The 13,672-nt window shown below is 63.2% G+C and carries 13 protein-coding genes; 10 read left to right on the top strand and 3 right to left on the bottom strand.

Features of this window, described 5'->3' with window-relative positions:
• The first annotated feature begins 53 nt into the window (after positions 1-53).
• From I6E58_RS09835 to I6E58_RS09800, 8 genes are all read left to right on the top strand, one after another.
• Positions 54-995, top strand: coding sequence for an ABC transporter permease (locus tag I6E58_RS09835; protein ID WP_197133088.1), 942 nt, complete (start codon positions 54-56; stop codon positions 993-995).
• On the top strand, positions 992-1,819 hold the full coding sequence (locus I6E58_RS09830; RefSeq protein WP_129072904.1) for an ABC transporter permease: 828 nt from the start codon (positions 992-994) through the stop codon (positions 1,817-1,819). Before I6E58_RS09835 ends, I6E58_RS09830 begins: the two co-directional genes overlap by 4 nt.
• A complete protein-coding gene (locus I6E58_RS09825; RefSeq protein ID WP_197133085.1) occupies positions 1,819-2,616 on the top strand; it encodes an ABC transporter ATP-binding protein in 798 nt (265 codons plus the stop codon). Before I6E58_RS09830 ends, I6E58_RS09825 begins: the two co-directional genes overlap by 1 nt.
• Positions 2,613-3,440, top strand: coding sequence for an ABC transporter ATP-binding protein (locus I6E58_RS09820; RefSeq protein WP_197133082.1), 828 nt, complete (start codon positions 2,613-2,615; stop codon positions 3,438-3,440). Before I6E58_RS09825 ends, I6E58_RS09820 begins: the two co-directional genes overlap by 4 nt.
• The gene (locus I6E58_RS09815; RefSeq protein WP_197133079.1) at positions 3,437-4,513 is read left to right on the top strand and encodes a C45 family peptidase; all 1,077 of its coding nucleotides are present in this window, start codon (positions 3,437-3,439) and stop codon (positions 4,511-4,513) included. Before I6E58_RS09820 ends, I6E58_RS09815 begins: the two co-directional genes overlap by 4 nt.
• Positions 4,514-4,693: 180 nt before the next feature.
• A complete protein-coding gene (locus tag I6E58_RS09810) occupies positions 4,694-6,277 on the top strand; it encodes a sodium-dependent transporter (RefSeq protein ID WP_197133076.1) in 1,584 nt (527 codons plus the stop codon).
• On the top strand, positions 6,274-6,417 hold the full coding sequence (locus I6E58_RS09805) for a MetS family NSS transporter small subunit (protein WP_129072899.1): 144 nt from the start codon (positions 6,274-6,276) through the stop codon (positions 6,415-6,417). The genes I6E58_RS09810 and I6E58_RS09805 overlap by 4 nt, the downstream gene beginning before the upstream one ends.
• Before the next feature lie 100 nt (positions 6,418-6,517).
• Entirely contained in the window at positions 6,518-7,270 is a 753-nt protein-coding gene (locus I6E58_RS09800) for a hypothetical protein (protein ID WP_197133073.1), read from the top strand.
• Positions 7,271-7,366: 96 nt separating this feature from the next.
• Here the strand turns inward: I6E58_RS09800 and I6E58_RS09795 are convergent, their stop codons facing one another.
• From I6E58_RS09795 to I6E58_RS09785, 3 genes are all read right to left on the bottom strand, one after another.
• Positions 7,367-8,824 (bottom strand): flotillin family protein, encoded by a 1,458-nt coding sequence (locus tag I6E58_RS09795; RefSeq protein ID WP_231595503.1) that lies wholly within the window; start codon positions 8,822-8,824, stop codon positions 7,367-7,369.
• A 46-nt stretch (positions 8,825-8,870) separates the two neighbouring features.
• Positions 8,871-10,352 (bottom strand): aminopeptidase P family protein, encoded by a 1,482-nt coding sequence (locus I6E58_RS09790; protein ID WP_197133070.1) that lies wholly within the window; start codon positions 10,350-10,352, stop codon positions 8,871-8,873.
• A gap of 66 nt (positions 10,353-10,418) precedes the next feature.
• Entirely contained in the window at positions 10,419-11,459 is a 1,041-nt protein-coding gene (locus I6E58_RS09785) for an ornithine cyclodeaminase family protein (protein ID WP_231595502.1), read from the bottom strand.
• A gap of 99 nt (positions 11,460-11,558) precedes the next feature.
• Between I6E58_RS09785 and I6E58_RS09780 the strand changes: the two genes are divergently transcribed.
• Complete coding sequence (locus tag I6E58_RS09780) at positions 11,559-12,236, top strand: response regulator transcription factor (protein WP_197126303.1); 678 nt, start codon at positions 11,559-11,561, stop codon at positions 12,234-12,236.
• Positions 12,236-13,630 carry a cell wall metabolism sensor histidine kinase WalK gene (locus I6E58_RS09775; RefSeq protein ID WP_197133067.1) on the top strand — a complete coding sequence of 465 codons (1,395 nt, stop codon included), beginning with the start codon at positions 12,236-12,238 and terminating at the stop codon, positions 13,628-13,630. The genes I6E58_RS09780 and I6E58_RS09775 overlap by 1 nt, the downstream gene beginning before the upstream one ends.
• The last annotated feature ends 42 nt before the right edge of the window (positions 13,631-13,672 follow it).

The raw sequence follows: 13,672 nt of genomic DNA, 5'->3' as shown, positions 1-13,672 counted from the left end.
GCCGCTTCGGCTGGCAGCCCCCGGGTTTCATCCCCACGGAAGTAGACACTGCAGTGACTTTCATCCTTCGACGACTGGCGGCCCTCATCGGGGTCCTCATCGCCTCCAGCTTTCTTGTTTTTGCCGCCATGTATGCGGCTCCGGGCAGCCCCGAGAACTTTCTGGTTCAGGGTCGAACCGTCAGTCCCGAGGTGCTCGCTGCGATTCGCGCTCAGTACTCCCTCGACGATCCCTTCCTCGTGCGTTTCTGGAACTGGTTCATCAACGTTCTTCAGGGTGACTTCGGTCGCTCGCTCGCTAACCAGCAGGATGTCGGAGACCTCCTTGCCGGACGCCTCCCGACCACCTTCATGCTGGTCTCCCTTGCCGCCATCATCATCATCGTGTTGGGCGTCGGTCTCGGCATCGTTGCCGGCACCAAGGGCGGCGTCGTCGACAAGGTAGTACTGCTCGGCTCCAACCTCGGCTTCGCCATCCCTACCTTCTTCGCCGCTCTCATCCTGATGAGCATCTTCAGCGTGGGCCTCGGCTGGTTCCCCGTCTTCGGCTCGGGTGACGGTTTCTTCGACCGCATCTGGCACCTCACCCTTCCGGCCCTCGCCCTCGCCCTACCGTCGGCGGCAGTGGTAGCGCGAATCACGCGCACCTCCATTCGCGAAGAGCGCGATTCCGAACACTCGGTGATGGCTCGGGCGCGCGGCGTTGCCGAGGGCCTCGTCATGCGCCGCCACGTCATCCGAAACTCGATGCTGCCGGTCAGCACGATTGTTGGCGTTCACATCGCGGGCCTCATCGCTGGTTCGTTCGTCGTGGAGTACGCCTTCACGCTCGACGGCATCGGCACCCTGCTCGTCGACGCCGTGCAGCGCAAAGATTTCGCGGTCGTTCAAGCCATCGCGATTGTGCTCGTCGCTGCTTTCGGTGTGATCAACCTTCTGGTTGACCTCCTCTATGCCTCCATCGATCCGCGAGTGAAAGTGCAGCAGACCCGATGAAACAATTCGCTGAACGAATGGGAACGTTGGGGCTCATTGCCTGCGGCATCATCCTCGTGGTGGTTCTCGGCGCGCTCCTCGCCCCGATCATTGCCCCCTACGATCCGACCATCGGATCCGTCACCCAGCGCTACCAAGGCATGTCTGCCGAGCACTGGTTCGGCACCGACCAGGCCGGCCGCGACATCTTCTCGCGACTGGTATGGGGAGCTCGCTCGAGCTTGACCGGGCCGCTCATCGTCGTGGTCATCACCGCCATCTTCGGTACCGGCATCGCGCTCACGGCGGTCTGGTTCGGCGGCTTCGTTGACTCGGCACTCAGCCGCCTTCTCGACCTGCTCTTCGCCTTCCCGAACCTGCTGCTCGCGATGCTCGCGATTGCGGTCTTCGGCCCGAGCCTCACCACGGCGGCACTCGCACTGGCGGTTGCGTATATTCCGTATTCGGCACGCGTGGTGCGCAGCATGGCAATGCGCGAACGCAACCTGCCGTACATCCGCTCCCCTGAACTCCAGGGAATCCCCGGCGCCGTCATCACCGTGCGTCACCTCTTGCCCAACGTTGCCCCGCTCATTGTTACGGGTGCCACCATCAACTTTGGTTTCGCCATGATCGAGCTCGCTGCGCTGTCGTTCCTCGGCTTGGGCGTTCAACCGCCCGCAGCTGACTGGGGGCTCATGGTGTCGAACGGTCAACAATCGCTGCTCAACGGCTACCCCGCCGAGAGCGTACTCGCGGGCCTCAGCATCGTGATCACCGTGGCAGCAGTCGGCTATGTCGGCGAACGACTCGGCGGCCGTGCCGCTGCAGGGAGGAAAGCCTGATGCTCGATATCACCAGCCTCTCGCTCACGATCGGCGCCGACCGCCAGATTCTGCGCGATGTTTCCCTTTCTGTGGCCACCGGAGAAGCTGTCGGACTCGTCGGCGAATCCGGCAGCGGCAAGTCGATGACCCTGCGCTCAATTCTGCAGATCGAGCCCACCGGCTCCGAAGTCACCGGCTCCATCACCCTCGACGACGTTGACGTTCGCGCCCTCCGTGGCGAAGAGCTGCGGCGGATGCGGGCCAACGATGTGTCGATGATCGCCCAGAATCCGCACGCGGTTCTCAATCCCGTACTGCCCGTCGAGCGCTACCTCATCGAGGGAATGCACGATGCTCAAGGTCAGCCCACTCGCACTGCTCGGCTACGGGCCGGCGAACTGCTCGAGCAGGTCGGCATCGATGCCGTGGAGCGCGTGCTGCGTTCCTACCCTCACCAGTTGTCGGGCGGGATGCTGCAGCGCGTGGTCATTGCCGGAGCGATCGCGGGCAAGCCGCGGCTCATGCTCGCCGACGAACCCACCACGGCGCTCGACGTCACCACTCAAGCCGAAGTGATGGCCATTCTCGACGAATGCCGCCACGAACTCGGCATGGCCATGCTCTTCGTCACCCACGACCTCGACCTTGCCGCCGCCGTGTGCGACCGCATCGCGGTCATGAAGGATGGCGAAATCGTGGAAATCGGATTGCCGGAACAGCTTCGCGACAACCCCCAGCATCCGTACACGCGCTCCCTGATGGAATCGCGCCCCGCGGGAATCACCTGGACTCTGGAAGGCGACACGACACCATGACCACGCCAGCAATCATCGTGACCAACCTGACCAAGACATTCCCCACCGGCCCCAAGAAGCGCATGACGGCGCTCGATGCCGTCTCGCTCACGATCGACAAAGGCTCGTGTCTGGCCGTCGTGGGCGAATCCGGCTCGGGAAAAACGACCCTCGCGCGCATCATCGTGGGACTCGAAACTCCCGACTCCGGCGAGGTGTCTGTCAACGGTGAACCCGTCGCCCCGCGCGCGAACCGCAAGGAATTGCGGCGCCGAGCCCGCGACATCCAAATGGTGTTTCAGGATCCGCAAAGTTCGTTGAACCGTCGGCTGCCCGTGCGGGTTGCCGTTGACGAGGTTCTGCGTGCCCACGCTGACCTGAGTGGGCCTGCTCGGCGCGAACGCTGTGCCGAGCTATTCACGCTCGTGGGGCTTGAAACACGATTCATGGATGCCCTCCCGAGCGAACTGTCCGGCGGCCAGAAACAGCGCGTGGCTATCGCTCGCGCGCTGGCCGCCAACCCCTCGGTCATCGTGCTCGATGAGTCGGTTGCCGCGCTCGACGTAACAGTGCAGGCGCAAATCTTGGAGCTCCTAGCGGAGCTGCGCGTCTCGCAGGGGCTCACCTACCTCTTCATCACTCACGACCTCTCTGTCGTGCAGATGATCGCCGATCAGGTGGTTGTGATGCGCAAGGGAGCCATCGTTGAACGCGGAACGACCACCGAGGTGCTCACCGCACCCCAGCATCCGTACACCCGCCTGTTGCTCGCCTGCGCTCCGCGCCCGGGCTGGAAACCACAACGCGGAATGATCGCCAAGCTTCGAGAAGAGATCGCTTCATGACCGGCACGACACCGACCATCATCCGCATCGATTCAGTGGATGCGTTTCAGCGCGGGCTCTCTCGCGGGCTCGACACCGCCGAGGCGCTGCGTCAGGGAGTCGAGATCTACCTCGACCTGTTCGAGACCTCGGGTATCCCGCGCGCCGAGGTGCAGAAGCACGGCGAGCAAGCGGTCATCGTCACCGAGGCCTGGAGCGCCGATCTCGCTGACGAGATGCGCGGCGTTGCCTCAGGGAGCAAGATTCCGCTGTGGAAGATTGGGGCTCTCAACGCTCGCACCGAGATCTTGTCTCGCTCAGTCGGCGCGAAGCCGGGCGAATGTTCCACGGTCGTGAACGCCGCGGGTAACCCGGTGAGCGCTCAGACCTGGGACTGGCACGAAGAGCTTTCCGCCTTCTGGCACCTGCAGCAAGTCTCGGGAACCCCGCGCAATTTTGTGGGTCTCACGGAGCACGGCATCCTCAGCAAGATCGGCATTAACGATGCTGGCGTGGGCATCATGCTCAATATTCTCGGCCACACCGCCGACCGACCGGATGGCGTGCCCGTTCACTTGGTCGGCGCGCGCGTGCTCGGCGAAGCCTCCACGCTCGCCGAGGCCGTGCAGATCCTCAGCACCGCCCCGGTCAGCACCTCGAGCGCGATCACCGTCGTGAGCCCCGAAGGTGCGGTAATTGTCGAGCTGAACCCCGAAGGTGCCGCGGTGCTGCAGCCCGTTGACGGTGTGCTGATACACACCAATCACTTTGTGGATCCCGTACTCAGCAAGGGCGAGAAGCTCGGCCTCTATGACCCCGACACTCAAGCGCGCTACGACGTACTCGTCGAACGGGTTGCTGCAAACCCGCTGCCCGCGGTCGCACTTGACCTCATTCCGTACCTGCTCTCGGAGCCCGGGGATGCCGCCCAGCTGTGCTGCGTGCCCGCTCCCGGTTCCGTGTTTGGCGACCGGTGGGCGACGCTCGCCACCGTGACGCTGGATGCGGTTGCCCGCACGATGACCGTCTCCGCCGGTTCGCCGAAGGATGTCGGCACCGCGGCGACCGTTCGATTGATGGCGGTGAGCGCTTAGGTTTCCGGCTGCTGGCCCGCCACTATTCACGCCGACGTTCGCGTTTCTCGTGCGGTCACATGTCGCAATGCGACACCCTCCAGTGTTAACGTGAGAACACTCCCTCGGGGGTAGCGGGCCACTATTTCGGGGCGGCCCCAGCGAAGGTCATTCGGGTGACCATCACGCAGAGGAGCAACTGTGGCAACGAAACAGCATTCGGGAGAACACGGAACGGTCGCTTCGCGGCCCCGTGAACAGTGGTCGGGCCAGCTGGGGTTCATCCTGTCGGCCATCGGCTCCGCCGTGGGGCTCGGCAACATTTGGCGCTTCCCCGGCGTTGCCTACGAGAACGGTGGCGGGGCATTCCTGATTCCGTACCTGATCGCGTTGGTCACGGCCGGCATCCCGATTCTGTTTCTGGACTATGCGATCGGGCACCGCTTTCGCGGGTCAGCACCGACCGCGTTCCGTCGTCTCGGCGGCAAGGCCGGCAAGTGGCTCGAGTCTCTTGGCTGGTTCCAAGTGTGGATCTGCATCGTCATCGCTGTCTATTACGCGGCCGTCGTCGCGTGGGCGGCCAGCTACTTCACGTTCAGCTTCGATCTGCGCTGGGGTGATGACACCGCTGGCTTCTTCCAAAACGAATTCCTCCAAACGTCAGCTCCCGGCTTCAGCGCGCAATTCGTGCCTGCGGTTCTCATCCCGCTGGTGCTCGTGTGGGTTGCGGTGTTGGCAGTTCTCGGTTCCGGCATCGCCAAGGGCGTGCAGCGCGCCAACCTGATCTTCTTGCCGCTGCTCGTCGTGGCCTTCCTGATCCTTGTCGTGCGGGCGCTGTTCTTAGACGGTGCAATGACCGGCCTCGACGCGCTGTTCACTCCGGACTTCTCGGCGCTCGGCGACCCCAGCGTGTGGATCGCTGCTTACAGCCAAATCTTCTTCTCGCTGTCGATCGCCTTCGGCATCATGATCACGTATTCGTCGTACCGCAACCGCAAGGCCAACGTCACGGCGCCTGCTTTGGTCGTGGCCTTCGCCAACTCGTCGTTCGAGATCATCGCCGGCATCGGAGTCTTTGCGACTCTCGGCTTCTTCGCCTTCCAACAAGGAGTCGGAATTGATGAGCTCGAAGGCATCACCGGTGTCGGACTCTCATTCGTCACGTTCCCCGCGATCGTGTCGCAGATGCCCGGTGGTCCCCTCTTCGGCGCACTGTTCTTCGGCTCGCTCGTCATGGCCGGATTCACGTCCCTGCTGTCCGTGCTTCAGGTCGTGTCATCTGCCTTCCAAGACAAGTTCGGGATCACCGCCCGCCAGGCTTCGATTCGAGTGGGTTCCGCTCTCGCGATCGTCTCCGTGCTGCTGTTCTCGACCACTACCGGCCTGATCACGCTCGATACCGTCGATCAGTGGGCGAACAATATCGGCATCGTCGTCGCGGCGATCGCGTCCACGATTCTCGTGATCTGGGTGTTCCGTAAGGGCCCCGAACTGGCCGGCCATCTCAACGCTGTCTCCACCTTTAAGGTCGGCCCGCTCTGGCAAATTCTCGTCGGGGTTCTCGCCCCGGTCGTATTGCTCTACATGCTCATCCAGCGAGTGATCGTGCTCGTCGCGGAAGGCTACGAGGGCTACCCGCTCTGGTATCTGGCGATTGCGGGTTGGGGCACCATCGCAGTGATCTTGATCGGCGCAATCACGATGACGGCTCTGCGCTGGAAGCACGATCCGGATGACTTCACCCCGTGGCCCAGCACCCAAGCGCTAAAGGAGCTCAAGAAATGAGCGGCATCGCCATCACGTTCTTCCTCGTCGCCGCTGTACTCGTCTGGGGCGGCCTCGTGGCGAGCATCGTCTTCCTCGCCCGCAAGCCGCAGCTCGACGTGTATCCCGATGGCGCCGACGAGGTCAGCGACAACGACTAGCCCTCGCTGCGCGTTCCGGCAAAACCCTAATTCGCAACGCTGCCCCAGAAGTACCGGGAGTCAAGACGTGCAGGGTTCGAACTTCCAATAAGGTGACCTCATGCAGCCACCTAAGCAAGAGCCGGTAGACGTCAGTTATGACTACAGGAAAGACTCCACTGGGGAAGCCCCACACGCAGACGCATCAAGTCCCTCATTGAAAGCGGCGCACCGAGCTCTGTGGAACAAGGAGCTTCCGACTAAGAAGTTGCTCAGCCTTAATGCCTCAGGCCCCGACTACCTCAATGCAACAATTGACGGCCTTGAGTTCGCACTCGCTTCCGATGCCATAGCTACTAGTCACCCTGGCCGCGCCGAAGAGGTGCGTAACGACGTTGGGCCTGACGTCATCGAGGACTTCGTCCGACACGGCGGAACGATAGGCGGCCGGATGGTCTGGCCACTGCGCCGCATCCACAAGCCCACTGTCAATCAAGCTCGGGGCACCCGTGTAACAATTTCAGACCGCATCGATCTCACACTAGAGGCTCTCAAGCTCTGGTACACCGACTCGAATGCTGAAACTCCTTTGACGGACGTGTTCAACGACTACGCCGACTGGTTTGCGCAGTTCGGAGTAGGCAAGGAAGGCTGGGAAGGCTTTATTGACTTCTTCCTCTTACAAGACATACTCGACGGCTCCGGGAGCGTCCGGATGTTCGCGAACACTACGCCAACTCTCATCCCAACCGACGCAGTCGAGTTCGCGAAGTACTTAGAGGCTCAGCTATCTTTCGTTCGTGCGAGAAACCAACGGATCTTCGACTGGTGCATCGACAACGATGTGCCAGTCGTCGGCGGGAAGGCTTCCTAGCTCAAGCGTCACGCACACCACAGGCAACCCAAACAACAATGGCCGGGCACCCGTGAGGATGCCCGGCCATTGCCGTTCTAGCTGAGATGCGGAATGCTACTCGGCAGTGTCGCCCTCGCTGGCGGCCGGAGCCGACTGCGGTGCGGCATCCGCCACCGTGTTAGCGGCGTGAGCGAGCGTGGCGGCAAGAGTGCTGTCACCTGACTGGCCGCGAGCGCCTTCGCCGACCGCTTGACCGACGGTGCGGCCCTGGATGATCGACGCCAGGTCGAGACCGGTTGCAGCCTTGATCGACTCGAACGTGCCGCGCAATGCGACAGCACTTTCGGTGCCGACGGTGTCTCCACCGCTGGCTCCGCTGCCGCCGATAACGGTGACAGAACCGATCTGGCCGTAACCCTTGGCCCACTGCTCCATAACCTGCGGCAGAGTTTCGAGGGCACGTTGCGCGAGGAGCGCGTCTTGATGCTTGGCGAGCGCGCCAGCTTCTGCTTCGATGCTGGCAGCCTTTGCTTCACCGGCAAGGCGGGTGGCATCCGCGTCAGCAGCGGCGCGAACGCGCACGGCTTCGGCTTCGACGGCGGCGATCTGAGCCTGAGCTTCGGCCCCCTTGACGAGACGGTAGGCGTCGGAGTCGGCATCCTTCTGCGCCTTGTACAGGTTGGCGTCAGCGAGACGCTTCACGTCAGCGTCGAGCTCTGCCTGACGGTTCTCAGCACGCTGCTGCAGAACGCCTTGCTCCGCACGGGCGCGAGCGAGAGCTTCGGCCTGCTCGGCTTCAGCGTTAGCCTTACCGACCTCTGCCTTGGAGTCTGCGGTGTTCTTGTCGAGCGCGGTCTGCTCGATCAGGTTCGCCTCAGCAACGGTGATGTTTCGCTTGGAGATTTCACGGTTCGCGTCGGCCGTAGCGAGTTCTGCTTCGCGACGCTTCGACTCGATCTGCGGGGTTCCGAGTGACTGGATGTAGCCGACCTTGTCGCCGATGCCCTTGATCTGGAACGAGTCAAGGATCAGACCCTGCTCCGAGAGCTCGGTGGAGACATCGGTAGCGATCTGGTCGGAGAACTTCTTGCGCTCACGCATGAGCTCAACAACCGAAAGTGTGGCGACAACACCACGAAGGGCACCTTCGAGCTGCTCGGTCGTGAACTGCTCGATGGCGCTGTCTTGCGACGCGAAGCGCTCGGCGGCGCGGCGCACGAGGTTCGCGTCAGAACCGATCTTCACGATCGCAACGGCTTCAACCTGAAGCGTCACGTTGTCTGCTGACTGCGCCTCTGCGGTCATCGAAACCTGGCGCGAACGAAGCGAAATCGTTTCGTGGCGCTGGGTGATCGGGTTGACCAAAGCCTTGCCGTTGACGATAACGGTGACAGCGGAGTCATTGCCCGCGCCGTCCTTCTGCGAACGGCCCGAAACGACGAGAGCCTCGTCGGCGCGAGCGACCTTGAACCAGGCGCGGGCGATCAGCAGCATGACCAAGAAAAGTACAACAAGAACGACCACCCCGATTCCGATGAGGAGGACGAGTCCGCCAGTGGCGAAGAATTCCATGTATGCACCTTTCAGAAAATGAGCGATCACCACCCATTGTCCTTGGTTACAGCGCGCGCATCCACCCTTCGATGCCATCCGCTGTAATGGGCAGGGCATCCGAGAGCACTTCGTGGCCCGTCGGTGTCACGAGCACATTGTCTTCGATGCGCACACCAAGGCCGCGCAGCTCCGGCGGCACGGTCAGGTCCCACTCGTGAAAGTAGAGTCCGGGCTCGACTGCCATGACCATTCCGGGCTGGAGTTCGCCGCTCTGGTAGGCGGAATAGCTCGACTGCGCGCAGTCGTGAACGTCGAGGCCGAGGTGGTGCCCGATGCCACACACGATGTAGCGACGGTGGTGCTGACCCTGAGCGCTCAACGCCTCGTCAACCGAGACGGGCAGCATGCCCCAGTCGTGCAGCCCGGTCGCAATCACTTCGAGCGCGGCGAGGTGAAAGTCGCTGAAGATCTTGCCAGGGCCGACCGCCGCGAGTCCAGCCCGATGCGCCTTTTCCACGAGGTCGTGCGCTTGGCGCTGGGCGGCAGAGAACGTTCCGGATGCCGGAAGCGTGCGCGTGACATCCGCCGTATAGAGGGAGCGGGCTTCCACTCCCATGTCGAGCAGCACGGCGGCGTCGGGATTCACGGGACCATCGCAGCGCACCCAGTGCAGCACGGGGGCGTTCTTTCCGCTGCCGACGATCGTCGTGTAGCCGGTGCCATTGCCGACGGTGCGCGCGTAGCGGTCGAAGGTGCCCTGCAACCAGCGTTCACCACCGAACTGGATGGCCTGCGGAATCTCGCGCGCCACCGCCTTGAAGCCCTCAATCGTGTGGTTCACGGCACCGCGCAGTTCGGCGATCTCCCACTCGTCTTTGATCATGCGGATCTCCGAGAGCACCCGGCCAAGATCGTGCGAGACCGGGATGTCGCGCAGCAGCTGGTGGGCTCCGTGCAGCGAGCCGGTGAGCAGAATGTCACTCGCGCGGTTCAACGCTGTTTCGAGTTCCGAGAGCGGACGCGTCTCAATCTGCAGCGCGGCCGTCCACTCGGGCATCCCCGGTGCGGAGCCAACCCAGAGTTCCCCGTGCGCGGCATTCGCGAAGAAGTCCGCTTCACCGGGATATGCCGGTGCGGGAATGAAGAGCGTGGCGTCGTGGCCGCCGCTCGTCGGGCTCATCACAAGTACGGCGTCTTCGGCCGAGCATCCGCTCAACCAGAAGAAGCTGCTATCGGGGCGGAACCCGTAATAGTTGTCGTTGACGCGCACCGGAGCAACGCCGCCGGCCACCACAATCGTGCGACCGGGAAACGCGGGGCTCAGGCGTGCACGATGTGCTGCCGTGGCCGCCGCAATGCCCGGCACGGTATCGGGCGTGCGGTCGGGAGTTGCCCAGCCGGTCTCCATGTACTCGACGAATCCGGTGGCATTGCGCAAGTGCGGCAGGCGTGGGTCTCCGCGATCAGGATGCGGAACTGACGACGCTGCCGGCGCCACGGAAGCCGCCGGCGCGGTGTGCTGGTGAGAATCAGAAGTTGAGTGCATGCTGCTGTCTTTCGTTGTGGCGTGCGAGGGTGAAATCTGAGGGAGCCGCGGGAGTCGTCGGGCCAGCTAGCTCGACAGCGGCGCGTCGATACTGCGCTCGATACTGCGCTCGATACTGCGCTCGGTGCTGTGCGCGATGGCAGCCGCGATGGCCAAGTCTTCCCAGCTCATGCCCGAACTCTTGAAAAGAACCGGGCGAGTGTCATCGAGCACCACCGTGCCCCGGATGACGTCCGCCAGCGGAATGAGGTCGTTCGCCGTGAGAGAGCCCTCCGCAATCGCCATGATCACGTCTCCGGATTCGCGCAACGCTGTCGGAACATCTTCGACGACGACCTGAGATCGTCCCATCAGCGCACTATCGAGTTCACGAGCATCCGGTTCATGAGAACCCACCGCAATGATCACGGCGTCCTCGCGCACGGCAGCGGAGTCGAATAAGGGAGTTCGCGCGGTCGTGGCGCACATGATGACCCCGGCCGCAGCGACGGCAGCCTCAGCCTCGACGCTTCCGGTCTGCACAACCCGCGCATCCGGCAGCTCCACCGAACGCAGCGTGCGCACCACCACGGTGACCGAGGCGAGGAGCCGACGATCTCCAAGAACAGCACGCACGGTCGCGAGGTGGTCGACCGCTTGGGGTCCCGCCCCAAAGATGACAACGTGGAGCGGATCCGACGAGCGCAGCAGCGCCCCCGCCGTGGCGGCCAGCGACACCGCCGGGGTACGGATGCTCGTCAACGCAGCACCATCGAGCAACAGTCTCGGCGTAAGCGTCTCGGAGTCGAACAGAATGTAGAGACCTTGGATGCGAGGCAACCCGACGCCCGGATTATCCGGAGCAGCGGTGAGCACCTTGATTCCCGCATACGGGCCAACTTCTGAGGGCATCAACAGAAAGTCGCCGCGCGTCAGTTTCTCAAAAACGCGCGCATGGTCTGTGCCGGTTTCGAAGCCCGCCTTCAGCGCATCCTGAACGGCAGCAACGGCCGCGCCGGGGCCAATCGCTGCCCGCACGGCGGCGTCGTCGAGGTAGGCGGGCGCCGTTGCGCTGCGCGAAATAGGGGTTTCTGGGCGGGGCTCGACCGGCGAATTCTGCTCGAACATTGATGCCCCTTCTCTCCACACCTGCGGGGCCAATGGTATCGCGGCATCCGCCCGCTCATCCTCGTCGAGTTCCCTGTTCGCGGGCGCAGTCTGGCCATCATGACAAACATCCTGGTCGTGGAGGACGACGCGACCATGGGCGCGCTCGTTCAGCACGGTCTCGAAGCTGAGGGCTACACGGTCACTCTGGTCGCTAATGGCATGGATGCGCTCATTGCGGTAGCCAGCGATGACTTCTCGGCGGCCGCCATCGATGTCATGCTCCCCGAAATGTCGGGCTTCGAAATCTGTCGGCACCTGCGCGAACAGGGCAACCACCTTCCCGTGCTGCTTCTCACAGCGCGCGACGCCGTGGAAGATCGGGTACTCGGCCTCGACTCCGGTGCCGACGACTACCTCACCAAACCGTTTGCGTTTGCGGAGTTCGCAGCCCGCATCCGGGCGCTTGTTCGCCGCGATACGACTGCCGCGAAAGCAAGCCGCAAGATCGGCAACCTCGTGCTCGATGCTGCCACCGTGCGGGCGACATCCGGCGGCACAGCATTGCCGATGAGTTCCAAAGAATTTGCTTTGCTCTGGATGCTCAGCTCTCGCACTGGCGAGACGCTCAGCCGCGCCGAAATCTTGGAGGAGGTGTGGGGCACGAGCGCCCACATTGATGCCACGGTTGTCGACCAGTACGTCAGCTACTTGCGGCGCAAACTCGACCCGATAGTGTCGGGCGTCACCATCAGCACGGTTCGCGGTGTCGGCTACTCGTTGGCAGAGGTGGAGTGATGTTCTCGACGCTGTCGATTCGCGCCCGCATCACTCTCGGCAGTGTTGCGGCCGCAATGATCCTGCTGCTCATCGCGCTCGCCGTGGTGCGCATTGCGGTGCAAGACATTCTTACCGAAGCTGATCGCTCGCTCGCCACCAGTGACCTCACACCGTTTGTGGCGGACATCATGGCGAACCCCGACGAATCTGTGGATGACCCGGGCACCGGGGTTCTCGTCTACATCACGGACCCCAACGGCAACGTGCAAGTGAACACTCTTCCCCGCGGCATTACCAAGGAAGTCACGCGCACCGACCCCAGCGACACCTCGATTGTCGTGCAGGATGACCACAGCGACCACGACGACCACGACGGTAAAGCCACCGACGACGACGATGCCCCATCGTTTGTCGTTGCCGGGCGCACCCTCACCACCGACGTGGGCACCTGGCAGTTGTGGGCGGCACGCAGTACCGCCGCGAGCCAACTCGCGCTTCACGGCCTCGATCGCATCCTCATCGTTGCGGGGGTCGTGTTGCTGCTCGGCTTCGGCCTCGCCTCGTGGGGGCTCGCCAGCGCTGCGCTGCGCCCGGTTAACGCAATGCGCCGCAAAGCGGAACAGCTCAGCGGCGATACTGACACCGCCCTCCCCGTAGGTGGTGCGGATGACGAGCTCGCGGCCCTCGCCACAACCCTCAATGCCTTCCTCGCCCGCCTGCGAGCCTCCACCGATCGCGAAAAACAAATGGTGTCGGATGCCGCCCACGAGTTGCGCACGCCGCTGGCGGCGCTCACCACCCAGCTTGAGCTCGCACACGCCGACTTTGGCAATGCGGAGGCTCTCGCCGCCCAGGTCACCGCGGCGGAAGCATCCGTGGATCGCCTGACGTCATTGGCGACCAACCTTCTCGAGCTGAGTCGCATCGAGACGGAGGCGAGCACAGCGACGGCGAGCGCCGGACAACTTGTTGATGAGTTCACGGGCAGCATTGACCGCGCTCGCCTTCTCGGTATGGCGAAGGCGGCGAGAGTCGATTTCACGTGTTCCACCGTCGATGAGGAGGCGCGCTTTCGAATCGGGGCGCAATCGTTCGGTCGCCTCGTCGACAATCTGCTCTCCAACGCGATTGCCGCGATCTCGACCGGCGGTGGCATTCTTGCGGCCCTGAGTATCGAAGTGGATGGTCTCCATCTCGAGGTCACCGACGATGGTCCCGGCATGCCTGAGCAGTTCATCCCGATCGCGTTCGATCGCTTCTCGCGCCCCGACGTCTCACGCACGGGCGCGACTGGGGGCAGCGGACTCGGGCTTGCTCTCGTTCAGGCCATCGCGACGGCGGCGGGAGGGTCGGCCACGGTCGACAACACCGGCGATGGCTTGCGTGCAACGGTGCTGATCCCCAACATGTGAATTCGCTCACGCAAATGGGCGGTTTTTCTTAGCGATCCCATA

It is taken from the genome of Salinibacterium sp. SWN1162, assembly GCF_015864675.1.
GTDB lineage: Bacteria > Actinomycetota > Actinomycetes > Actinomycetales > Microbacteriaceae > Rhodoglobus.
This window is presented reverse-complemented; position numbering and strand designations above follow the sequence as displayed.